The sequence below is a fragment of the Butyricimonas sp. genome, assembly GCF_019423355.1.
GTDB classification, from domain to species: Bacteria; Bacteroidota; Bacteroidia; order Bacteroidales; family Marinifilaceae; genus Butyricimonas; species Butyricimonas faecihominis.
In genome coordinates, this window is sequence record NZ_JAHZBP010000008.1 from 177983 (window position 1) to 203213 (window position 25231).

The following is a 25231-nucleotide window of genomic DNA, read 5'->3' on the forward strand; positions in this document are numbered from 1 at the left end:
TATTCTCTATTTTTCATTAACAACAATCACATCTTTATTGATTTTAAAGGTAACATCGGTCGTAGCCTCGATTAAAGAAAGTATGTAACCAATCTCGTTATATTTCTTAAACGCCCCCGAAAACTTCAACCGTTTCAAGCTCTCTTTCGCAAAGAAAAACTTCACTTCATACCAACGTCCCAGCTTATCCCCCAACTCTTCCAACGGCATCCCGTCAAAATTAAGCACCCCATCCTTCCAATCCACGTAAGTAGCTACGTTTACTGTCTTTACCTCGTATGCCCGGTTCTCGTTATTCATCACGAATTGCCGGCTAGGAGTCAATATTTCGTTGATTTTTCCGCTTTTTACATCCACCTTCCCCTTCACCAAGGTGACCTCCGTTCGGGGATCTTGTTTATAGGCCATCACGTTAAATCCCGTACCTAACACCGCCACGTCCAATCGTTCCGTACGCACGATAAAAGGATGCTCTTCATCCTTGGAGACTTCAAAATACGCCTCGCCTTCCAACTCCACCATGCGGTCTTTCCCGCCAAACATCACTGGGTACTTTAACCGAGATTCGGAATTCATATAAACCACCGTGCGGTCAGCCAGCACTAGCCGGTACTCTCCCCCCGACGGCACAATCAACTCGTTATACACGACATCTCCCTGCAAGGAATTTTCCTGTTTACTATAATCAATATACTCTTTCCCGTTCAGAATCGGGAACCCCTTCTCACGGATCGTATCTCCATTCGTGTATCCCAACTCAACCTCAAATCCTGATGATAACACCAAGCGAGCTTTCGCCTCTCCCGGTTTTACCACCGGAGACAGAGCCACAACTGAAGAGGGGATTTCTTCTTCCCACGATTCCACAAGCCATGTAATCCCAACCAACACCACCACGCTCGCTGCCACGCTCCACCCGATTCGTCTGAAACGACGCCTTTGTCTCTGTTCCTGCCTGTGTTCCACTGCTTTCCATGCGGCACTCATCCCCACGTTCTTCCACCGGGCCGCATACTTTCCCGTGTACCAGGCCCGCTCTATTTTTTCAAAGAAGACACGATGTTCATCATTTTCCCTCAACCACGCCTCAAATTCCTCCCGTTCCTCCACACTCGCCTCTCCCGCTAGAACTCGATAAATTAAGTCTTCCATGTAGTCTGAAATAGCCATACTTATTCTTATTTTTTACAAGTAGGACTAAATAAAAATCAAAACGGGTGAATAGGGGGTACATTTTTTTTGAAAAAATAAACTTAAAAAACGGGAACTCTTGCCATTCACTCTAATTTTGAGTGCATGTTACCAGCCTGTTGCCAGCCTGTTAGGCGCCATCGCCCGATTGTCGCCCGATTGTCGCCCGATCATCGCCGCCATTTTAACAGGTATTATGCAAATTAAACAAATCCGACACGCCCACCTGCCCGACTAATAAACACGCAACAATAAACCAAACATAACACACCGGGGAATAACAAGGGTTTACAGCCCCTAACTCTTGGACATGATAAGCAACAGTATCAATTCTTCATCTCCCTTTAATTCTTCCCGCAATATACGCATTCCATTACGTAACAACGTTTTCACCGTGTTTAGAGACACCTGTAACTCGTCGGCTGCATCCTGATATTTCATATCCCGCATCAGAACACAATCCACCACTTTCCTCGTTTGCTCCGGCATCCGAGCGATAACAGCCGTCACCCGATCCACAATCTCTTGGTTCAACACCGTAGCCGTGTCTGCGGCCACGTCAATAGCCGTATAATCCACCCGCCTACGCAACACATCCTTCTTGTGCGTGTAAGTGTAACAACTATTGCGAACAGAAGAAAAAAGATAAGAACTAAGAGCCTTTTCCTCGATATGCTTTAAATAATCATCTTCCCATAAACGCACGAAAAATTCCTGAACGAGATCTTCTGCCATCGTATCATCATCAATCAAACTTCCCGCGTACAGCACGAGAGGCCGATAATATCGATCAAACAACATCCGAACTCCTTCCTTACGGTTCTTCACGAACACATCCAGTATATCTCGATCACTTTTCCGCATGAATGCAAAAATAAACTTTTTTCAACAGCGATCGACAAACAATGAACTTTTATTTCTTAAAACAACAAACCATCCCGCACTTCAAGATATGACTGAATTAATCGGGAAACGGCATATTCTCCCACCCGGTCATCAGGCACTTTTAAATATTTTTCCATACCCTCTGAAAACGAATCGACCCGGATTTCATAAAATACAGGGTATATCACCCGATGGGACAAAACGTGTTTCTTCGCCACGTACTCCCGGGTAATTTCAACCTTTTCGATACCATCAAATAACTCTTGAAAAACAGCCATCCCGGATAATTCCTCCCACGTAACCGCACGTTCCGTTTCGATTAACGGGAACTCGTAGAGATTACGCCAAATATCATTCCCCGTTCGCTTAAATAAAAGGGTCATACCTTGCCCATGTATATACAAATAATTAAAATAACGGGGCTTCACCACGGTCTTCCCACTTTTCACGGGTAATCGCTCCACTTGCCGGGCGGCTAATCCCAAACACGTCCCATTTAGACGACAATGTTCGCAATCCGGTGATTTGGGTACACATTGCAACGCTCCGAATTCCATCATCGCTTGGTTGAACAAATCCGGACGACGTTCATCCAACAGGGATTGGGCCAATGCCGTAAAGTATTTCTTCCCTTCTCCCCCGTCTATGGGTAAATCTATATCAAACAACCGGGCCAATACCCGGAATACATTCCCGTCCACGGTTGCATAGGGTAACCGGTAGGCAAAAGAACAAATAGCCGCTGCCGTGTAATCACCAATTCCTTTCAACGAAAGCACTTCCTCACGTGTACGGGGAAAAACACCACTGAAATCATTCATGATCTGCCGGGCTGCCGCGTGCAGGTTCCTAGCCCGGCTATAATATCCCAACCCTTGCCAGTACTTCATCACCTCGTCCTCATCCGCCCGGGCAAGAGCCGCCACGTCGGGAAATCGCTCCGTGAATCGGTTAAAGTACTCCAACCCTTGTACCACCCTAGTTTGTTGAAGTATGATTTCCGAAATCCAGATCAGGTAAGGATCGGAAGTCCTTCGCCACGGTAAGTCCCGTTTATTCTCCTCGTACCAACGAATCAATATGTCGCTAATCTCTCTATCTTCCATCTCGTGTAATTATTCGTCACGAAGATAGTAAAAACAATGGAATAGCTCTTTATACAATCTCATCATCAAATAATTGGATAATCAACCAATCTTCCCTATCTTTGCATAAATTAGACGTTTAAAGAAGAAGTGGAAATGACAACAATGGCATTAGAAATTGAAAAAAACGAATTGATTCGCCGTATTCTGGAAGTAAACGACATGGAAATCTTGGAAAAAATTAAAAGAGTACTTCTCCAAGAAGAAAAAAAAATAAATGTCGTGGCAGAAGAAAAAGTCCCTTACCGGACGAAATCGGAGATATTAGCCGATTTTAACGATGCCTGCAAAGAAATAAAGCAAGCCCAAGAAGGGACTTTGGAAGGTAGACCTTTAAAAGACCTGCTTGATGAATTATAATATCAAGACCTACCACCTTTTTGACAGGGAAGCAAAAAGACTAGCCAAACGCTACAAGTCACTAAAACAAGACATTACCGAATTAGCAAAAGAACTTCTGGAAAATCCTGAAACCGGAATAGATCTGGGACATGGGATACACAAAGTACGAATGCCCATTAAATCCAAAGGAAAAGGTAAAAGCGGAGGTGCTAGAGTTATAACCGTAATTATAGCCCTCTCCCAAACAGAAAAACAAATCGGCTTACATTTCATTTACGACAAATCTGAACGAGAAAATATTTCGAACCAAGAACTACAAGAGGTTCTTAAACAAAACGGTTTGTAAACAAAAACAAGAAAAACTTTCGCAACAACAGTATCTCTACTTGCCGCACGAAAGTTTTTTCCATTCACTAATAACAAAAAAATCTATCCCTATTCCAAATGGGCTCGGATCATCCAAGTTACTTTTTCTTTCTTCTCGATCATATCCTCCAAGAAATTGGATGTCCCGAAGTCCTTTGATCCTTCTTTCTCCATGGTTTCCAAATCGGTACGAATTTGTCGAATCACCTCGGCATTATCGTCCAGCAAAGCTGCCAGCATACCCTTCGCATCGGGAAGCGGTTTTTCATCATCATGTTCTTTGATACGATTATGTTCCAAACATCCCTTCAAAGAACCGATAGGACGTTCGTCCAAATCACGAACACGCTCGGCAATGCTATCTATATCTTCAATCAAACCGTTATAAAGATCTTCCAAAAAAGTGTGATAAGACCTGAAACTCGGGCCCTTCATATTCCAGTGGTAATTCCAAGTTTTAGCGAGTAAAACAAAGTGATCGGCCAACAGGTTATTCAAAATGGTTTTGCTGGATTTAATCATTGCAGCATCTAAACCGATATTTCCTTTCATCATAACTATAAATATTTAAAAGTTCGTTTTTATTTCGTTTTCAACACTTATAGAAACGAAAGGAACTCGATAAAGTTTCGATTTTATGGCTTAAAATTTTATATCTTTTTCTCTTGCCGTAATAAACAAGGTGGCTAAAAATTCCGTCCTGTATCCCACCACAAAGGAGTTCCGGCATGATCCGGGCCTCCCAAGGCATCGACCAACATCTCGTATTGCCCGTTATCGCTATCAAAGATAGAAGAGGGATAACTCAGACGACGAATCATCTTTTCCGTGTCAACACACCCGTTACGACTATTATTATACCGCACGGGGAATAATCTCGGATAACCTGTCCTTCGTTGTTCTGCCCATGCCTCGCAACCCTCCGGGAAAACAGCCAGCCATTTTTGCGTGATAATCCGTTCCAGTTTCATCTCGTCAGAGGCGGCATCATCCCAACGGGGAGTAACCAGACAACGAGCCTTGATATTATTCCCGGGGGTAAAGGCATCCTCGAAATCAGCCGCCCGACAATCACTCTGCAAGTAAGTTTCCACACCGGGTACCTGCCACTGGGAGAATGAACACCGGATGCCCTGTTCGTAACAAATTCCGGGGTCCTCTGTCGTCCATCCCCGCAAAGCGGCTTCCGCCCGCAAAAACCAAACCTCAGCAGCCGTCATCAAAATTGGTTTCGTCTGGACATTCACGTATATTTTCGACAAAGCGGAATAAAGCGTGTGAGCAAACATGGTTCCTTGACGGATTCCCCGGTACTGCCCTTTCAAGGGGATTCGAACCGAATCCCGTCCATCCCGATCCTGCAAAAGAACATCATCGGGACAAGGTTCGAAAAAAGCCTCCCGCCGGGGATCATCAAAACCATTCAAAATAGATTCCATGGATGCGTTCATATACACCTCACCCCACACCCGGTTAATCTCGCCCAACGGGTTACTATATTCATCGTCTGTCGTCACGGCCACCTGTTGCGCGGGTTCTTCAAAAATCCCGTGGGGATCAGCGAAAGCGTCCACGAACTCTTGCCGGGCTCTATCCGGATCGGCCATTGCCATCCGGATTGCCAGACGCAAACGCAACGAGTTGGCAAACCGAATCCACGATTCGACCTTGCCATCCAACAACAAGTCGAAACGGGAAAATTCAGGTGTGTAGCCAGCTAAATTCACGTAATTTTCCAGTATTTCCACCGCCGTTTTCAAATCATCCAGAAAACGATAATAAACATCCTGTTGCGAATCCGGCAGGTAAATCATTTTTTTATTTCCGAAACTCGTGTAAATGACAGGACCATAATAATCAGAAACCCGATGCATCACTTCCACTTTCAATATTTCAGTGACAGCATAGACGGCAGGGTATTTTAACCGGGTAGAATCCTCCAGTCGTTTAATCTGGGGCATGATGTAAGCGTAGGTATTCTCCCACAACGTCCCGTTCCACCCGTCTTGCAGGTTATAATCGGAGTTATGACTTCCACCGTTTAGAGGTTTGTAATCGTGCATGTACCCGCTAAACATATCGGCACTCAGATTCTGCATCAACTGATAAGGCCAATTCTTCCCCTTCCCGTAATCATAGTTAAAATAAATCCCTTGCTGAATCACGTTTAACGGTATGCCCAGATGATTCAGATCGACTTGCATATCCTCATCCGTGATCCCCGTCTTATCCGTGTTCAAGTCCTTGAAACGTCCCGTGCAAGAGACGAACATCAACCCCATTATCATGTAGATTAAACCTCTCATTCTTTCTTCCAATTAAAACATGACACGTAAACTGAATCCCATACTTCTCGTGGTGGGCATCCCGTACACTTCTATCGCCTGATTATCATTCCCCGTGGAAAGAATCAGATCCGGGTCAAAAGGCGCTTTCTTGTATATAAAAAACAAATTTCGGGCAGTAAAAGCCAGTTGAACATCCCGGAAAAACTTTGTCGCCTCCATCCAGCGCTTCGGGAAGGTATACCCCAAAGCCAACTCCCGCAAACGGAAATTAGTGGCATCATACATATAATATTCCGTCACCCCGGCACGTCCCCCGACGATAGACTTGTAGAATCCTTTCACGTTAGTAATCTTCTCACCTTCCAGCATCACGAACCCCTTGTCCCGTGCATCCCCGGTAACTTTTGTCACCCCGTACATATCCATGTCGGCCTGCGTCTGCGACAACACTTTACCCCCGTACCGGCCATCTACCAACAAACTCAACACCAATCCCTTCCAAGAGAAAGTGTTCGTCCATCCCAACGTGAAGTCCGGATTGGCATTTCCCACTTTCACCGTGTTCCCATCTCCTTCAATCATCGGCAATCCTTGATGTTCCCCATCCGTCTCGTAAAGAATTTTCCCGTCAGCATCCCGCTTGAACGCTTTACCGTATATATCCCCGAAAGACCCGCCTTTCTTCAATTTCATCGCGTAACTGGATGAAAAACCATAAGGCCCGTATTGAAACACGGGTAACTCGGCGTGCAAACGAACCACTTTATTCTTGTTGAAAGCGTAATTTATTCCTGTCTTCCAACTGAAATGTTTAATTTCAACCGGAGTACCCTCGATCATCAGCTCGACACCTGTATTCTGAATATTTCCAGCATTCACGTAACGATAGGCATACTCGTCACCATCTTTTGCCGGTAATTTGAAAAACTGATTCTTGGTATGTGTCTGATAATAGGTAAAGTCAACGTGCAGGCGAGAACCAAAGAATTTCCATTCCGTTCCGACCTCCATTGACAAGCTCATCTCCGGTTTCATCTCTTCAAAAGGAGCCGCATCCGATGCCTGTATTCCCCCACCGGCCAGAACGTGAGCCACGGGATTCGTGATATACAAGGGAATGTCATTTCCCACCTTACTCCACGTGGCCCGCACCTTACCACTCGTCACCTGTTCGGGTAATTTCAGCACCCGGTTCACCAACCAGGAAAGACCAACGGACGGATAGAAAAAGCCTCTCGACTCCTTGGTCGTGTATGCTAAAGTAGAACTCCAGTCATTTCGGGCTGAAACATCCAGAAATAGATAATCTCGAAACCCTATTTGTGCCGTGACAAACAATGACTGCATCTCCCGGACGGCATCAATCTGCTCTGAAATATAGGCGGATGTATTCATGTTTATGTTCGCGATATTAAACACGTTAGCAAACTTCAAAGAGGCGGTCTTCGAATCGTATCGAAGTTCATTGACTTTTTTCCGGTTAATACTGGCCCCTAAAGATACATCCAGCGAAAAGTCATTAAACTTTCCTTTATAAGTTCCAATCACATCCCCGTACGTTTGCACCTGCTCGTTCCCGGAATCTATATAACGCCCGTTATCTCCTGCCAGCGCGGGAGCCGTCGAGGCATAATATTTTTGACGGAATTTATCGTTCACGTAATCCACGTTTCCACGGGCCTGAACTGAAAAACAATTTGTAATTTTCAAGTTCAACGCGAGGGAAGCAATAGCCCGTATCCGTTGATCCCGGCTCGTGATTCGCTCCTGTATCCAATATGGATTCTGCTCAAAATCCTCTGTCGGGGCATGCCAATTCTGCACGTTCAAATGCCGTTCCTCATTCCATACTTCAAAATGTTCTTTATATTCGGTTATATCCATTCCCCGGGGAAAACGATACAGACCCACTAACGGGTTCATGTAGAATCCTCCCGGAACAGGACGATTTTTCACGTGCTGACTCAATAGATTCACATTCCCGTCTATTTTCAAACGTCCCTCGTAAAATGTCGCCGTTTCCCGCAAATTAATATTGTGTTTCGACAACTTATGATTCTCCAAAATCCCTTTACCCGTGGTATTAGCATACGAGAAATAAGTTTGCACTCGCTCATTCCCAGTCATGAAGGACAAAGAATGAATCGCTGTTACTCCCGTCCGAAAAAAAGAGGGTATCGGGTTACCCGTGGTTATATTCTCTCGCTCTCCCCAACTCTCGATTTCATCGCTCATCCCGTAATGATTCTGCAACTTCGGTAACATCATCGCCTTATCAAAAACCACGCTGGAAGTGAAAGAAACCTCTTGTTTCCCGGCCGATCCTTTCTTCGTGGTAATCAAAATAACCCCGTTGGCAGCCTGTGTCCCGTAAAGGGCCGCAGCCGGGGCTCCTTTCAAGATACTGATACTCTCTATATCCTCCGGGTTCAAATTAGAAATTCCATCTCCGGCATCCCGATTTCCCGCATCAGCCGTTCCCCCGATAGCCGTATAAGGTTGTTCGCTGCTTTCGTTTAACATCGGTACCCCGTCAATCACGTACAACGGTTGATTATTCCCAGCCACGGATCGACTTCCCCGCATCACGACTTTCACGGAGCCACCCATTCCCGAAGAACTCCGGTTCACTTGCATTCCGGCCACTTTTCCCATCAACGCCACGATCATGTTCGGATCTTTCACCCGGACTAACTCATTCTTGTTCACCTGAACAGTAGCGTAAGACAAGGCCGATTCTTTCTTTTGCAATCCCAATGCCGTCACGATCACGTCATCCAAAAGAATATAATCATGCTCCAACGTGATCACTAAATCGGTTCTCCCATCAATCGGGATGATCTGGGTTCGATAACCAACAAAAGAGACGATCAACGTTCCATGCAAATCTACCTCAAGCGAGAATTTCCCTTCCCGATCGGTAGTTACCCCGTTCATCGTTCCTTTCTCAATAATATTGACCCCGGCTATCGTCTCGCCTTGAACATCATACACGACTCCTGTTACAACAGCACATTTTTCATTCCGAGCCAATGAATCAATTCCCCGTACCACGGCAAACAGTCTTCCACCCTGTAGAGATAACAAACAAAGCAAAAGAACAAATACACGCACACACATCGCAATAAGTTTATAAAGGGGCAGTCTAAAAAGTCATTTTATTTCCAGGAACTCCTCCGTCACTTCGTGCCACCTCCTCTATAAACAGAGGAGGAACTGGTGACTCTTCCCGAAAAAGGGAGTATTTCAACTCTCCCTCTGTTTATAGAGGGAGTACCCCGAAGGGGGGAGGGAGTTTGAGAAATGACTTTTTAGACAGCCCCTTTCCTGTTATTTCAATCCTCTCTTATACAACAAAGGATCTTCCGATGGTTCCTGACCACGGAATTTGATATACTGCTGCATAGGGTCAGCATATCCGCCTTCTGACAGGACATATTTTCTAAATTTAGCTGCCAGTTCTTTGTTATAAATATCCCCGGAAGATTTGAAAGCTTGGAAAGCGTCAGCGTCCAACACTTCGGCCCAGAGATACACGTAATATCCAGCACTGTAACCGCCATCAAAAATATGAGAGAAATACGTGGAACGATAACGAGGTAATATCTCTTTGATCAAACCGTATTTATCCATAGAGGCTTTCTCGAAAGCGCTCACGTCAAAATCTTTCACTTCTGTATTAGAGTACCAATCCATATCCAGTAAAGCCGCAGCCACATATTCTACCGTCGCGAATCCCTGATTAAAATGTCCGCTCTCCTGAATCTTCTGGATTAACGCATCCGGCATTGTCTCGCCAGTCTGGTAATGTTTTGCATACATTTTCAACACTTCCGGTTCGCTCGCCCAATTCTCCATCACCTGTGAAGGTAACTCTACCATATCGTGAGGAATAGTACCCGCAATCCGCTGGTAATCGCCACGAGTAAAGAATCCGTGTAAGGCGTGTCCGAATTCATGGAACATCGTTTCCGTGTCATCCCAACTCAACAAAACGGGAGCATCCCCCACGGCAGGAGAGAAATTATAAACCACGGAAACTAACGGCATTTCTTCCTGTCCGTTCACTTTCGTGTAATGACGGAATTCGGTCATCCATGCTCCCGCCGACTTGCTGGCACGAGTGTAATAATCCAAATACAAAATTCCGAGAGAAGTTCCGTCAACATCTTTCACCTCGTAAGTTTCCACTTGCGGGTGATATAACGGAATATCCGTTCTTTTATGCATGGTGATTCCATATAATTTATTGGCAACCGCAAACATTCCATCCCGCACGTTTTCCAATTTCAGATAAGGAGCCATCTCGGATTCGTCCAGATCATATTTCTGTTTCCGCAATTTCTCCGCGTAATACCACCAATCCCAACTTTCCAGTTTAGACGTCATCCCTTCTTTTGTGGCAATAGCCTGCATTTCAGCCAATTCCTGTTTGGCAACTTTCAATGCCGGTTCCCACACACGTCCCATGAAATCATAGATAGCCTTCGGGGTTTTGGCCATGTTCACATCTACCACGTAAGCGGCATAAGTATCAAATCCCAGCAATTTAGCTTTTTCCGTTCTCAAATTCACCATTTTAGCTAACACGGCCTTGTTATCATTAGCATTGTCATTATTCCCACGCATATAATATCCCTTGTACAGCTTCTCCCGCAAATCACGATTTTGGGCATACGTCAGGAAAGGAATCATACTTGGTTTTTGAACCGTGAAAACCCATTTACCTTCCATTCCCCGGTCTTTAGCCTCGGCGGCAGCGGCGGCAATAGAAGTTTCCGGAAGTCCGGCCAAGTCTTTCTCGTTATCAACAACCAACGTGAAAGCATTTGTCTCTTTCAATAGATTATCACCATATTGCAAACTCAATTTAGCCAATTCACCATTAATCTGCATCATCTTAGCCTTATCTGCATCATTCAGATTCGCACCACCACGCACGAAATCATTGTAATACAGTTCCAACGTACGCAAAGCCAGAGCATCCAATCCCAAAGTCTCCCGTTTATCGTACAATGCCTTGATCCGGGCAAACAATTTAGGATTCATGTTAATCTCATCCCCGTGGGCTGTTACGGCAGGACTGATTTCCATGGCTAATTGTTGCATTTCATCATTCTTCATCGCCTCGTACAGGTTGAAGAATATCGCAGAGGTCTGATTCAGCAACTCCCCGGCTTTATCAAGAGCCACGATCGTGTTCTCGAAAGTCGGTTCTTCCGGGTTATTCACGATAGCCTCAATTTCTGCCTTGTGTTGTTTCATACCTTCCTCGAAAGCCGGCTTGTAATCCGCCGGTTTTATCTTATCAAAAGGCGGAGCTTGAAACGGGGTTTCAAACTTCTGCATTAACGGGTTGTTCACCCGCTTAGCTCCATCCTTACAAGACGTTACTAATGCGGTAACACTCAAAAGTAATATAACGCTCTTTTTCATGAATAAAGTAATTTATATTTAAGTATATTTCTCCCCACGTCCACAAAAACGAGGTAAAGATATAGATTATCCGCTACAAAGCATTCGTTTTGCAGATAAAAGATTATTTTTAGTGTATGCAAAATTTTAATTAACTTCGCCACCAAAGTAAAAATACCAAAATTAATCAGATATGATAAAACATTCGTTCTTATGCATGGTCATCCTGCTTGTTTCTATCAGCACGGCCGTGTTTGCACAAAAAGGCGGACCTCGTTCCGGCTACAACTTTACAACCGTCGTTGACTTGAAAACGACTCCGGTAAAGAATCAACAAAGCGTGGGAACCTGCTGGGACTACGCAACTCTCTCATTTTTAGAATCCGAATTACTGCGTAAAGGCAAACCTGTCTATGATCTTGCAGAACTTTACGTGGCTAAAAACGCCTACTTCGAGAAAGGATTACGTTACGTTCAGTTCCACGGGAAGACAAACTTCAGCGAAGGCGGACAAGCTCATGACGTAATAGACATGATCAAAAAGTACGGAATTGTTCCGGAAGAAGTATATACCGGATTGCAATACGGACGGGACTTTCACATTCATGCAGAAATGGTGGATGCTTTGCAAGGAATCCTTGACGCCGTGAATAAAAATCCGAACCGGCAAATTACCCCCGTGTGGACAAAAGGTTTCATGAGATATATCGAGGCTTACCTAGGTGACACCCCGGAAACATTCACTTACGAGGGCAAGGAGTATACCCCGCAAAGTTTTGCGGCATCCCTAGATCTAAATTTAAATGATTACGTGGAATTGACTTCTTTCCAAATGTACCCTTTCTACGAAGAGGTGGAACTCACGATTCCCGATAACTGGATGCACGCCCGTTACTACAATCTACCGATTGACGAGTTAATGGAAGTGATGAATAACGCCTTGAAAAACGGGTACTCCGTATGCTGGGATGGAGACGTAAGCCACAATGGTTTCAGCCACCCGAACGGGTTGGCCATTCTCCCGACCAATAACCCGGAGGAAATGATCAATGCCGAGATCGACAAGTGGACCACACTTAGTGCGAAAGATCGGGAACGTAAAATGCAGTCTTTCGAATCTCCCGTACCGGAAATGAGAGTAGATGACAACAAACGTCAATTCACTTTTAACAACCGCCAGACAACAGATGATCACTTGATGCACATCACCGGAATGCTAAAGGATCAGAACGGAACGATCTACTATAAGACCAAAAATTCTTGGGGAGAAGATCGTAATCCGTTCGGTGGTTATCTTTATATGTCCGAACCATTCTGTCGCTTGCAAACCGTGGCAATCATGGTTCACAAAGATGCTATCCCGAAAGCAATACGTAAGAAATTAGGATTATAATAAGAAATGAAAAAACAGCATCGGTTTTGATGCTGTTTTTTTATTATCGTTAAAACGAATTATCATCCGCTATCGACATGAATTTCTTACGAATCCATTGAGAAATCTTCGTCGTGATCTCCGGGCCGGAATAAGGAATAAACTCTTCATACATATCCGCCTGTTCGAAATTATCAATCCCCACGGACAGAACCTCGATTCCTCTCTTCTTTCCTTCCCGCACGACTTCCCACACGTGTTCACGGGCATCCTCCCCGTCATACCCCGTGGCTGAGGGAGCCCCGTCAGAAATCATGAAGAACAATTTATTCTTGGCATCCGACTTGAACTTATCAAAACAATACAGCATGGCATACCCGTCAGCATTGGCATTTAACGCTTGTTGAGAAAACAGTTTCCCCAGTTGCAGTTTTGCGCCCCGATCGTGGAAACGAATAATCTCGATGCCCTCATCTCCACAGCGATGCCCGTATATCGAGTAATACACCACGTTCGGATACTTGTTGAAAGCCAAGGCTAACGCAGAAGAGATCACAATTTGCGTGGAAATCTTGTCTCCCGTACACATCGAACCAGACAAATCCAAAAGGATAACCACTTCCAAAATAGCCGAAGGAGCCATTACTTCCTCAAAAAATATATTCCGGTTATATCGGGATTGATACAATTCATCCTCATCCAATTCCCCGGAATCCTGCTCGTAGATCACCCGGGTTCGATCCATTTTCCCGGAGAACATGGCCAGACTCAACTGTATTTTGGCCGCCAATTCCTTTGCCCGGTTCAATAAATCATCCGAAATTTCGGCCACATCAGCCTCGAACTCCTCGATACGGTCACAAATTCCCAATGTTCCCTTCCATTCCAGCTTTGACCGTTCCGGGCTCACGTATAACTGGGTCGAAAAAACAGGCTCTTGATTCAACGTTTTCCGCAAATCACGAATAACGGATTCAGCCATTTTAATCTGCTTATCCGTCTTGAAATCCTCGATACCCTTCATCGCCTTCTTCATCTCTTGTAAAAAGAAATGATCCGGACATATCTCCTTTTCTTGAAACAATTCTGTCAACATTCCCGCGTACCAAACAACCTCCTTGTAAGTCAATTCCCCGTAATCCTTGATCGATTTCAAGATCGCATTCACTTGCCGAACCTTCCCGTCATTACCGGGAAAAGACAATACTTCCCGCATATAATTACTCTCATCCAGAAGATTCGGGTACAATATTTTAGAACAGATATAATCATACAAAGCCTCGGAACCATCCATTCCCCGATGTACGCCATCTTCACTCTGTCCGCCATAAAATCCCATATAATGTTCCACGGCATTCAATCCCATCGCCAACCCCAACTTACGAGCCGCATACAAATAATAGTGATAACCGGGAAAATCCTTTACGAGTTTCGACTCCACTCGCCGATCCTCAATAAAATGAATCATATCATAATGCATTGGTGTGTAGCGCAATTCATCGTCACTCAACTCTGCAATATCTTTTCCCGTGTAAATCAGATGTGCCAACTCGTGAACGAAATACCCGAAAAAGACAAATACTCTTGTCTCGTCCGACACGCCCAATCGCAACAATTTTAAATTCAGGGCTATATGTTTGGGATTCATCGACAAACTAGGAACCCGATTGGAAAGTACCATTTTAGGAATCTCCCCCGTGACATGAAAAGCGATCCTCGCACATACCGGGACCAATTTCAATAAATCCGTGGTTCCCAAATCCCGAGCCAGTAAATTTCGAGCCATGGGAAAATTTCCCCACCAATCCCGGTCGATAAACTGTTCGTCATATATCTCTTCTATCCGTCGATAATCCATGACCGTACGTTCAAAGGGTCTGTATTAAGGAACGAGCCACTGTCTCTTCCCCTGTAATCACGTAGTTTGTGAGAATCACCCGCTCGATCACCTCATCCAGCCTGTACCCTAACGGGATATAAGCCGCCGCATCCAGCACCTGACGAGTCGAAAGTGAAACGGATAGCGTTTCTTTCTGTTCGGCCAAACGTAACACCTCGGCGACCTTGGCCAATTGAGTAGCCGCATCACGAGACACCTTCGGGAACCGAGCCTGAATCAATGCAGCCTCTTCTGCCGTGGTCAAGTAATTTAACCGAACTTTGATAAACCGATCTTCAAAGGCTGTATCCAAACGCTGCGTGGAAACATAGGCAAATCCCACGTTACCTGCTGCCACGAAAAGCACATTTCCGCCTTTATTATAGCGTTTCCCAGAATCCTCATCATAGATATACGATTGTTGACGATCCAAGATAGTCATCAGGAAATTCGCCGCCACCATCGGGGTACGTGTCAACTCATCTAAGAATATTAACGTTGGTTTAGTCGACACAAAAGCCTTAAAAAACTCCGAACGTACCGCTTTCGTTTTCCCGTCATCCCCGATAATCAATCCTCCCACGAACATCTTTTTCGGCTTAAAAGCCTGCCCCATATCGAAAGCAAAATACTCCATCCCCATGGCATCCGCCAATTCCTTAGCAATGGAAGACTTCCCACATCCTTTCGGACCGAGTAAAAAAGGATACCGCTTTAAATAGAGCGTGTGACATAAAAATTCCCACGTCTGTACGGGAATACACAAACTATCCGAATGTTTCGGCGGGGTAAAAGGGAAAAGAGTAGCCTGTTCGGCCACGGACATATTATTTTTCATGTTTTAAACCTTACTTTATTAAGGTGTAAAATTAATATTTTCTTGACGTCAAACCTTGATAAAAATCAAGCAAACGATATTTACTTTCAATCAAATCGTTGATAAGTGTAGTAATATTCAGTATATACAACACCATCAACCCCATACGAATTACACGACAAAAGATTCCCTGCCTCATCGTATTTATGATCTTTAAGCACGTGTGCGGGTTTTCCATCTTGATATTCCTCCTCCAATATCAAGTAACCCTCGGAATCATAAGAATACTCCCACATAGTAGTAAGCGTTCCAAAACTCAAATACGATGTCACCGTGCTTTTTTCTATTTTCCCAGCCCTATTATAAGTAGCCTCATATTTCATTTTAAGTTGCCCGTCTTTATCAACATCATGAACCAAAAGCAAATTCCCGGAATTGTCATACTTGTAATTCGTATGTACCCCAAGAACCTCGTCATTGAGGTAAGAAAGCTGCTGAATTTCACGATCCTGTTCATCATACGTGTATTGTGTCAGGTAATGATCTGTCTCCGCCCCGTACCCGCTCTCTGCTGTCGGAAGAAAAACTTTGTCCTCCACCAATATCTTTCCTGATGCGGAATAAGTATAATCCATCGTTAACCCTTTCCTCCCATCCGGGGCAAAAGCTTCCCAATGCAAAACTCGTCCCTGTTCATCATGCTTGTAATTTTTCCTTTCCTCCACGTTTTCGCCATCAACGTACAAGATAAAACTATCTTCATACCCGAAATCGTTGTAAGTATAGACCTCCTTCATCTCTTTACCCTTTTGGTACTCAGTTGGCAACATTTTTACAGTCCTAGTCAATACTAAAAACCTTGGTTGAGAAGGCTTGTTATCACTTTTCTCGCATGAACAAATTATACATGCGAAGATGAATAAGGTTATAAATTTCTGCATATCTTTTTGTATTTCTACAAATATATACATTTAAATCCTAAAATATCTATTATCCCCCATAAAAAAACACCCCAAACTTAACAAGTTTGGAGTGTTTGTATTTTTTATCGAGTTAATTCTATTCCGCCCAAAGTTGAATCAAGTTCAAAATCGTCTGCTGCGCACGTCTCATCGTGTCCAGAGAACAGTACTCGAATTTACCGTGGAAGTTCATTCCCCCGGTGAATAAATTCGGACAAGGCAATCCCATGTATGAAAGACGGGCGCCATCGGTACCTCCACGGATCGGACGGACAATCGGGGTTACCCCGGCTTGCTCCATAGCCTTGAACGCCTTGTCGATCACTTCCGGATGCGGCTCAACCATCTCACGCATATTATAATATTGATCCTTCAAAGTTAACGTCAACACGCCTTCGCCATACTTCTGGGTCAACAATTCTACCACTTTCGTCATGAACTGTTTTTTAGCCTCAAACTTCTCCCGGATATGATCACGAATGATATAACTGATTTCCGCATTCTCCACGGAACCACTCAATCCTACCAAATGATAGAAACCCTCGTATCCATCAGTATGCTCCGGACGCTCCCAGGCAGGTAACAAGCTATTCACCTCGGCAGCTACCTGCAAAGCATTAATCATCTTATCTTTAGCATAACCCGGATGCACGTTACGTCCTTGAATAGCAACCTTGGCACTGGCGGCATTGAAGTTTTCATATTCCAATTCGCCCTCGAACCCACCATCAATGGTGTAAGCGAATTTAGCGCCGAATTTCTCCACGTTGAAATAATCCACTCCCCGGCCCACTTCCTCATCCGGAGTGAAACCGATACGGATCTTCCCATGCTTGATTTCGGGATGTGCCATTAGATACTCGGCAGCCGTCATGATCTCGGCAACACCCGCTTTATCGTCAGCACCCAACAAAGTTGTCCCGTCGGTTGTAATCAACGTATGTCCTTTAAACGCAGACAATTCCGGGAAATCCTTCACCGTCATCATCAGATCTTCGTTCAAACGAATATCCTTTCCATCATAATTCTCGATAATCTGCGGTTTGATATTCGCCCCGCTCATATCCGGACTCGTATCCACGTGAGAGATAAAACCAATCACCGGACGATCCTCATAACCCGGAGTAGCGGGAATTGTACCCATAGCATAACTATGCTCGTCCATCTCCACTTCGGTTAACCCAAGAGATTTCATTTCCTCTACCAAGTATTTCAGCAACACTTTCTGCTTTTCGGTAGAAGGGAAAGTCTCGCTCATTTCGTCACTTTGCGTGTCGAAACTCACGTATTTCAAAAAACGATCTTTTAAATCCACCATTTTTATTTTAGATTTTAAATTTTAGATTAAAACAGCTTAATCATTATTTTAGATTGCAAATTTCCAATTGCATTGTCCAATTTAAAATTTACAATCTAAAATTTAAAATTAATCCGCCAGTTTAGCTTTCATAGAATCGTAGATGAAGTAAAGGATGATCAAAATATACATCACGACAGCCAATACTTCAGCACCACTCCAAGTGATAAACCAGTCAGCACCGCAATATTTCAGAATAGCACTGATCACACCCATTAAAGCCCCACCAGCAATAAATCCGGAAGCAATTAATGTACCACGTTCACGGCGAGCTTTATTCACATTCTCGTCCTTACTACGAGTACCCACGTACCAGCTAACCAAACCACCAATCAACAGCGGAGTATTCAAATCCAACGGGATAAACATTCCTAAAGCAAAAGCCAATGCGGGAACACCGATCATCGTCAAGATCAATGCCAAAGCCGCTCCGGCAAAGTACAGCAACCAAGGAGTTGCTCCGCCTTCCATTAAAGGCTTGATCACGGCAGCCATCGCATTTGCCTGCGGGGCAACCAACGCGTTCTCTCCCACGAAACCATAAGTCTGGTTCAACACCATCATTACCCCGGCAATCGTGGCGGCAGAAACAGCCGTACCCAAGAACTTCCAGCCTTCCTGTCTCGCAGGAGTTGTCCCCAACCAGTAACCGATCTTCAAGTCGGTAATGAAACCTCCGGCCATAGACAGTGCGGTACAAACCACCCCACCGATGATCATGGCAGCCATCATTCCGCTCGTTCCACTCAACCCGGCACTAACCAATACCAGCGAACTCAAAATCAACGTCATCAACGTCATTCCGGATACCGGATTCGAACCCACGATAGCGATAGCGTTTGCTGCCACCGTCGTGAACAAGAAAGAGATAACGAATACAATCAACGTCGCGATGATCGTGTGAGTTAAATTACCCAACACGCCAAATTGGAAAAACACGAAAGTAGCGATCAGCACGGAGATAATCCCGGACAGGATGAACTTCATGGAAATATCACGCTGTGTACGCTCCACCACACCATCTCCTTTTTTCTTACCACCTAATTCACTAACGGCCAATCCTAAAGCCTGCTTGATAATACTGGAAGAACGGATAATACCGATAACACCGGCCATGGCGATACCACCGATACCGATATGACGGGCATAATTCGAGAAGATCTGCTCCGGGGTCATATCCCGCAACAACACTGTAATTCCCTCCCCAACAGCTAATGTCTGTCCATCAGCGAAATGGCTGATAAAAGGAATCAATACGAACCACACGGTGAAAGAACCGGCACAAATAATCGCCGCGTATTTCAACCCGATAATATATCCTAAACCGAGTACTGCCGCACCCGTGTTCACTTTAAATACCACTTTCATCTTGTCGGCAAGCACTTCTCCCCATCCCATAATACGGGTTGAGATTCCTTCTGCCCACCAACCAAAGGTACTCACGCAGAAATCATAAAGACCTCCGATCAGTCCACTCACGGCCAATAGTTTAGCTTGGTTACCTTTCTTTTCACCGGAAACCAGAACTTCCGTGGTTGCTGTTGCCTCCGGGAAAGGATATTTCCCATGCATGTCTTTCACGAAATATTTCCGGAAAGGAATCAATAACAAGATACCCAAAAAACCCCCGAACAGAGAAGAAAGGAATATCTGGTAAAATTGAGCCTCCAGTCCTAAAATGTAAAGAGCCGGTAGCGTAAAGATTGCCCCGGCCACGATCACACCGGAACTAGCTCCGATAGACTGGATAATCACATTTTGTCCCAACATATTTTTCTTCCCCAACATATTGCCCACACCAACAGCAATAATAGCGATAGGAATCGCGGCCTCGAATACCTGTCCTACTTTCAGTCCAAGGTAAGCTGCTGCCGCGGAAAAAATGACCGCCATGATAATACCGAATGTCACGGAATAAGGCGTAACCTCCTTGGGTTTCGTGTTCGCCGGCATCATCGGCTTGTACTCCTCGCCCGGGGCGAGTTCCCGGTACGCATTATCCGGGAGTGAATTCATTTGTTTGTTCTCTTGCTCCATTGTTTCTTTATAGTAAGTGATTTATTTTTACAACACCCCAAAGATAACGATTTTAGCGAAAAAACGGGAATTGTAACAACCTTTATACAAAAAATCCGTAATTACGACATTATAAATACCACATCATGAAAATCATGCACTATCTTGAAATACTATCCACGGGTATCAGCGTCATCAGCCTGATCATCGTTATCTATGGGGCGATAATTGCTTTTTGCGCGTTCATCCGTAATGAATCCCGACGTTTTACCGGGAAATACTCGTTCACGGCAACTCGTGAACTTCGTGCCGATCTAGGAACTTATTTACTATTAGGCCTTGAGTTTTTGATTGCCTCCGATATTCTAAAAACAGTTCTGGAACCCAGCTTGAATGAATTGGCTATACTTGGGGGAGTTGTAATTTTACGGACAGTCCTGTCCATTTTTCTCAACAAAGAAATCAAAGAATTACAAGTACAAAAAGAAGGAACGGGTGGTCCCGAAAAGGATTAATCCAACGTTTGGACACCGCCCCCGTTCACAAATAACACCTGCCCAGTGATCCAACTGGAAATCGGTGCTGCAAAAAAGAGGACCGCCCCGGCAATATCTTCTATTTCACCCAATCGCTTGATTGGTGTGTGTTCCAACATCTTTTTCTCGATCTCCGGAGTCAGCACGGATGCGAGTGCTTGCGTTTCCACGGCTCCCGGTCCCACGGCATTAATCCGTACATCGGGTCCGAAATCCATTGCCAAGTTGGCTGTCATGTGATTCAAAGCCGCTTTTGACGAGGCATAGGCACTCATGTTCGGACTCCGGTTGATACTTCCCATGGAAGTAATGTTCACGATCGAACCATAACCAGCCTGTTTCATATAAGGTACGGCCAACTGGCACAATCTCCAAGCACTGAACACATTTACCTTGAAAATACGTTCGAAATATTCCACCGTCACCCGAAAAGGATTTTCACGGCCTCCCCCGCCAACTCCCACGTTATTCACCAGAATGTTCAATTTACCAAACTCCACGATGGTCCGTTCCACGAGATTCATCAAATCCGCATCTCTCGTCACGTCACATTTCAGAGCCAGAGCCCGACGCCCCATTTCACGTATATCTTCTGCCACCTCTTCGGCTGCCGCCAGATTCACGTCACCAATCACCACATCAGCTCCCGCCTCTGCCAAAATACGGGCACTCCCGCAACCGATACCATTACCGCCTCCCGTCACGAGAGCTACCATTCCCGTCAAGTTCAACATTTTATTCAAATCCATCATCTTTCTTGTTTAATTTTCACACATTACGCTTTTCCCCCTTTTAAGGTTACTTCGAAACAAGAAAATTCCCAAAACAAGCGACGGGAAAAGCTATCTATTTCACGTATTTTCAATCTTTCTGATATAGGTTTACTCTAGTTTACAATAAACTTTTTCAGGGTAATAACCGTGTTTACCCGTTGCATATTCGATGCACTTAGGGATTAAAGACGTATCAACTTCGCTACAAAGACGTATCAAAGACGTTCGTGAACGTCTTTGATACGAACTTGATAGGCTTTTACTCTATGATTATCTGGCAATTACCTTAAGTACTCATTCCTTCTTCACTTGATAACGGGTAGTCCTATACGCATTCTTGCATTTAGGAATTCACATTTCACTACAAAATTGTATACAAGTACCTTAAGTTACACTTCTATGTATTTTTCTCTTCGCCAGAAAAGGATCCCTATTCAAATGACCAGCATTTCAAACTAACTTTCAAATAATAACCATTCACGGGAATCTTGAAAAAGATTTCCGTGAATACTTTATTTTATATGACCGATCTGAATCCCTCAGGTAATTACTTCCACCCGGCCAACAATAATATTTTCAATTGATTCCCTAATTCATCATTACGCCCGGCTCCCCAAACCATTTCCACTTCATTTCCTACCTTTTCCTCAAAATAATTCATTACCCGGACCAATTCATCCATCATCAAATCCTCCGCACCATATTCAATGTACATCAAATACCTAGCATGATCCACTCCTTCGATAACCGATCCCAATTTTGTCAGCACATCTCCGATTGCATCTATGGCTCGACTTTCACCGACTCCGGTCCCGATCTTCAACCGAAACTTTACCATCCATAAGATGCTCCACATCCCCTCGATCCAGACCTACCAAATTCTCTCCATGCACGAGAGGTACAAGGTCTTTTATAAATACATTTCTTAATTCTTCAACTGTAAGTGACGAATTATTAAACAATTCCTCCAATCTTTTTTCCATGCAATATTATTGATTACCATTTTCTCAAAAGTAATCAATTTTTGGAAATTACAAATCCTCTCCCTCATCTTGAATGTGCCACGTCCAATCATTAATGATCACTTGCACAGCATGCCATAGGCCTTCCCCGTTCTCCCCGGCAAAATAGAAAACAACATCCCATTCATCCTGACGATCAAAATACTCTTGGGTACTCCAATTACGCCCGGCCATCATGGTCTTGCTAAAATAATCGGTAAGACTTATATTAAACACCGGCTTATTCGTGGCTTTCTCCGTCACGACAAAACGAGTCGGCCGATCGTCCATCAAACGCATCGTGTTCAATTCCACACCAATAGCGGCAGGACTGATCTGTTTGCTATAATAGGGACGAAAACTCAACTCATCATCATCCTTCAATTGATTCTGATGATCAAGATACCCGTTCGATTCAAGAATCTCGTAATCATAATCATCCACGGCAAATCCACCTCCACCATTCTCCGGCTGTTGGAAAATAAATCTTACGGTATTTGTATTCTTGATCAAGTTAATCGTCTCGACAAGATTAATGTTACCGGTAAAGTTTACATCATTGATTTCACCATACCAAAGCGGTTCCAACGCTTTATCAATAATAAGCGATGACGTTCTCTTCAATTTTAATTCCAACTCCGTGATCGACGCACCCGGAGCCAACTGAGGAACATCGTACGAATCATGCACCCCGGCCCAAGCCATCAACTTGTATTCTCCCAAAGGAAGTGCCACGGACATCTGGTAATTACCGGTAGCCAACGCATCCCCCTCTTCGGCTTGTTGGAAAAGGAATTTGCCATCCCTGTCGAAAACATAGAGCTCCACTTTATCTACCTGTTTATGAAAAGCACAGACGGATAGCATATTATAGTCATATTTAAACTTGACAAACAAGCGACACTCCGGCAAATCTTCATTAAAGGCATCACAGGATACGAGTATCCCAGCACCAATCATCAGTAGCCCAACGATCAGTAAATTTATATGACTTTTGAAATTCATTTCTTTCTTTTTTGGCGTTCCATTTTATTAATGGCAGACAACATCTCCTCCCATACCAAGAGGTATAAGCTTGTGAGGGACAAACGTCGTCCCCCACAATTTGACAAAATCATCGAACTGATTATAATTCTTCAGTTTGAGTATACCAAGTCCAAGGATTCACGTTAATTCTGATAGACAAATATTTGTCCTCATCCTCATCTTTGGTTCCCGGATCCGGTTTCGGAACATTCGGATAACCCGGATTGTTTACCTTAGAAATATGCACGTCGTAAACAGAGTTACGAACCACTCCGAATTCTCCGAATTCATTGTAAACCTGATCAGTATCGTCATGTTTAATCATAATCGGATAGTAATTTACTCCACCCTTGTAGTAAGATACGGTTCCATGACGGTAAGCTCCATAATTTTCCACGTTACTTCTTTTCAGATTAAAATTAGCAACCACCTCATCAGCTCTCGCTTCGGGAGTTCCACTACCCCTGTCAATCGATACCTCCGGAGTTCCGATAGCTACCAGATACTTATTCACAGTTTGGGATAATGCTGCAGTATAGATAATACTAGGATCCTTATCCTCGCTGGTGTACTTGTACAACAATTCCGCTTTAATATAATCCATCAACAAATTCCAAGTATAGTACCCGCCATTAACCATAAGCCAATCTGCACCTGCCATCAATTCTCCATGATTCACATTATCCGCAGGATTATCGTAAACATTCTTATCCGGAGTAACCAATCCTTTCGGAGAGTAAATAACTTTAAACAGGACCTGAGTTGTGTAAGCCCACACGTTATGCTCGGCTGTTTGGGTGTTCTCAAGACAATACTCCACGTTGTTCACGGATATTTCAGTCGGATGCCAAGCTCCGGAAGCTATATTCGCTGCATCCATCTCGTAATTATATTCTTGTAAATAACTTGTAAAATTCGGGTCGGACATCAAGGGTTGTACGTCATGATTCGGATCCTTTCTATATGACCCCAGATCATACTGGTCAAAAGGAGTGATACATCCTCTCGGAGTCTCTTCCATCCATGTCTTCACACGCTCAGATACCGGGAAATATTTCTTGTTCGTTGCATTCAAAACCCAACCGGGTTCAGAGATATTCGCCTGCAAATTATTAGCTGCGATATTACCGTTGTCAGTATATACCCGAACCTTTGCCACGGCACGGTCTATATGAATAGAAAGCGGTTGGCTCTCAGCCTTTGATGCTGAATTATAAAGAGTCAGATCTGTCTCATCTCCATTGGGAAGAGATGGCTCCAAACCACCTTTAGCATTCGTCATCATGAAATAAGAGGGTGAGGATAACGAGGCTATAGCCACAATAGCTTGATTAAACTCATTATAAGTACTAACGTTCGTAGGTAAATCTGGACTTGGATTTGCAATCACCAGAATCCGTTTAGAAGCAGCCGGAACTTTAAAAGCCGTCCCCAGAATTCCTTCCGGTTGTCCGGGTTCTCCCGCTTCTGTATCAGAACCTACAGTAAAAGACTTATCAGCAGTCACATTATGTGCCGCATCAAAGAAAATAACCCGAAGTTTACTCACGGTAGATTCTGCCGGAGTTCCCATCTCCTTATCCGGGTTATTCAATGCCCTACCCAAGGCCTTCGCTGCGGCAGTCTTAATATCCAAAGAGATCCACGCCTCCCCGGTAGGATCCGTTACAATCCCGTCATCATCATCATCTCGACCGATATGGTCATTACTACACGCCGCAAACAACAATACTAAAAGTGTCGCAGCAAAATAATACATCTTCTTCATAGTTACAAAGTTTAATTGAAAATTGGTTGTTTGTTTGTTAAAAAATTGATTGGTTTATTTATCAAATTATTATCAATTGATTCTATCTCTAC

21 protein-coding genes are annotated in these 25231 nt (G+C 44.1%); 4 read left to right on the forward strand and 17 right to left on the reverse strand.

The window, feature by feature from the left end:
* Positions 1-6: 6 nt before the first annotated feature.
* From QVC79_RS12395 to mutY, 3 genes are all read right to left on the reverse strand, one after another.
* Entirely contained in the window at positions 7-1170 is a 1164-nt protein-coding gene (locus QVC79_RS12395) for a FecR family protein (protein ID WP_270595094.1), read from the reverse strand.
* A 318-nt stretch (positions 1171-1488) separates the two neighbouring features.
* The gene (locus QVC79_RS12400; protein ID WP_270595096.1) at positions 1489-2055 is read right to left on the reverse strand and encodes a sigma-70 family RNA polymerase sigma factor; all 567 of its coding nucleotides are present in this window, start codon (positions 2053-2055) and stop codon (positions 1489-1491) included.
* Positions 2056-2111: 56 nt separating this feature from the next.
* Positions 2112-3182: an A/G-specific adenine glycosylase gene (mutY, locus tag QVC79_RS12405; protein ID WP_270595097.1), complete on the reverse strand. Its 1071-nt coding sequence runs from the start codon at positions 3180-3182 to the stop codon at positions 2112-2114.
* Between the two features lie 144 nt (positions 3183-3326).
* Between mutY and QVC79_RS12410 the strand changes: the two genes are divergently transcribed.
* Together QVC79_RS12410 and QVC79_RS12415 are read left to right on the forward strand one after the other, a co-directional pair.
* A complete protein-coding gene (locus QVC79_RS12410; RefSeq protein ID WP_287642494.1) occupies positions 3327-3581 on the forward strand; it encodes a hypothetical protein in 255 nt (84 codons plus the stop codon).
* Positions 3571-3909, forward strand: coding sequence for a type II toxin-antitoxin system RelE/ParE family toxin (locus QVC79_RS12415; protein ID WP_270595101.1), 339 nt, complete (start codon positions 3571-3573; stop codon positions 3907-3909). The genes QVC79_RS12410 and QVC79_RS12415 overlap by 11 nt, the downstream gene beginning before the upstream one ends.
* Positions 3910-3998: 89 nt before the next feature.
* On the opposite strand, the gene QVC79_RS12420 is transcribed toward QVC79_RS12415, so the two are convergent.
* The 4 genes from QVC79_RS12420 to QVC79_RS12435 form a co-directional block, all read right to left on the reverse strand.
* The gene (locus QVC79_RS12420) at positions 3999-4484 is read right to left on the reverse strand and encodes a Dps family protein (protein ID WP_229782459.1); all 486 of its coding nucleotides are present in this window, start codon (positions 4482-4484) and stop codon (positions 3999-4001) included.
* A gap of 131 nt (positions 4485-4615) precedes the next feature.
* Entirely contained in the window at positions 4616-6235 is a 1620-nt protein-coding gene (locus tag QVC79_RS12425) for a SusD/RagB family nutrient-binding outer membrane lipoprotein (RefSeq protein ID WP_270595103.1), read from the reverse strand.
* 12 nt (positions 6236-6247) lie between these two features.
* Positions 6248-9337, reverse strand: a complete 3090-nt coding sequence (locus tag QVC79_RS12430) for a SusC/RagA family TonB-linked outer membrane protein (RefSeq protein WP_270595105.1) — start codon at positions 9335-9337, stop codon at positions 6248-6250.
* A 210-nt stretch (positions 9338-9547) separates the two neighbouring features.
* Entirely contained in the window at positions 9548-11653 is a 2106-nt protein-coding gene (locus QVC79_RS12435; protein WP_270595107.1) for a M3 family metallopeptidase, read from the reverse strand.
* 172 nt (positions 11654-11825) lie between these two features.
* Here QVC79_RS12435 and QVC79_RS12440 point away from each other — a divergent pair, with 172 nt between their 5' ends.
* Positions 11826-13025, forward strand: a complete 1200-nt coding sequence (locus QVC79_RS12440; RefSeq protein ID WP_270595108.1) for a C1 family peptidase — start codon at positions 11826-11828, stop codon at positions 13023-13025.
* A 49-nt stretch (positions 13026-13074) separates the two neighbouring features.
* Here the strand turns inward: QVC79_RS12440 and QVC79_RS12445 are convergent, their stop codons facing one another.
* From QVC79_RS12445 to QVC79_RS12465, 5 genes are all read right to left on the reverse strand, one after another.
* Entirely contained in the window at positions 13075-14862 is a 1788-nt protein-coding gene (locus tag QVC79_RS12445; RefSeq protein WP_270595109.1) for a vWA domain-containing protein, read from the reverse strand.
* Between the two features lie 10 nt (positions 14863-14872).
* Positions 14873-15721 carry an AAA family ATPase gene (locus QVC79_RS12450; protein ID WP_270595111.1) on the reverse strand — a complete coding sequence of 283 codons (849 nt, stop codon included), beginning with the start codon at positions 15719-15721 and terminating at the stop codon, positions 14873-14875.
* 86 nt (positions 15722-15807) lie between these two features.
* Positions 15808-16497 (reverse strand): hypothetical protein, encoded by a 690-nt coding sequence (locus QVC79_RS12455; RefSeq protein WP_270595112.1) that lies wholly within the window; start codon positions 16495-16497, stop codon positions 15808-15810.
* 262 nt (positions 16498-16759) lie between these two features.
* A complete protein-coding gene (gene pepT / locus QVC79_RS12460) occupies positions 16760-17977 on the reverse strand; it encodes a peptidase T (RefSeq protein ID WP_270595146.1) in 1218 nt (405 codons plus the stop codon).
* Positions 17978-18088: 111 nt separating this feature from the next.
* Positions 18089-20056 carry an OPT family oligopeptide transporter gene (locus tag QVC79_RS12465; protein WP_124316008.1) on the reverse strand — a complete coding sequence of 656 codons (1968 nt, stop codon included), beginning with the start codon at positions 20054-20056 and terminating at the stop codon, positions 18089-18091.
* Between the two features lie 125 nt (positions 20057-20181).
* Here QVC79_RS12465 and QVC79_RS12470 point away from each other — a divergent pair, with 125 nt between their 5' ends.
* On the forward strand, positions 20182-20550 hold the full coding sequence (locus QVC79_RS12470) for a DUF1622 domain-containing protein (RefSeq protein ID WP_124316009.1): 369 nt from the start codon (positions 20182-20184) through the stop codon (positions 20548-20550).
* On the opposite strand, the gene QVC79_RS12475 is transcribed toward QVC79_RS12470, so the two are convergent.
* The 5 genes from QVC79_RS12475 to QVC79_RS12495 form a co-directional block, all read right to left on the reverse strand.
* Positions 20547-21323: a glucose 1-dehydrogenase gene (locus QVC79_RS12475; RefSeq protein WP_270595114.1), complete on the reverse strand. Its 777-nt coding sequence runs from the start codon at positions 21321-21323 to the stop codon at positions 20547-20549. The genes QVC79_RS12470 and QVC79_RS12475 overlap by 4 nt on opposite strands.
* A 568-nt stretch (positions 21324-21891) precedes the next feature.
* Positions 21892-22182: an FtsZ/tubulin family protein gene (locus QVC79_RS12480; RefSeq protein WP_270595115.1), complete on the reverse strand. Its 291-nt coding sequence runs from the start codon at positions 22180-22182 to the stop codon at positions 21892-21894.
* Positions 22142-22327, reverse strand: a complete 186-nt coding sequence (locus tag QVC79_RS12485; protein WP_270595116.1) for a hypothetical protein — start codon at positions 22325-22327, stop codon at positions 22142-22144. Before QVC79_RS12485 ends, QVC79_RS12480 begins: the two co-directional genes overlap by 41 nt.
* 48 nt (positions 22328-22375) lie before the next feature.
* Entirely contained in the window at positions 22376-23350 is a 975-nt protein-coding gene (locus QVC79_RS12490; RefSeq protein ID WP_270595117.1) for a FimB/Mfa2 family fimbrial subunit, read from the reverse strand.
* Between the two features lie 121 nt (positions 23351-23471).
* Positions 23472-25139 (reverse strand): Mfa1 family fimbria major subunit, encoded by a 1668-nt coding sequence (locus QVC79_RS12495; protein ID WP_270595119.1) that lies wholly within the window; start codon positions 25137-25139, stop codon positions 23472-23474.
* Positions 25140-25231 lie beyond the last annotated feature (92 nt).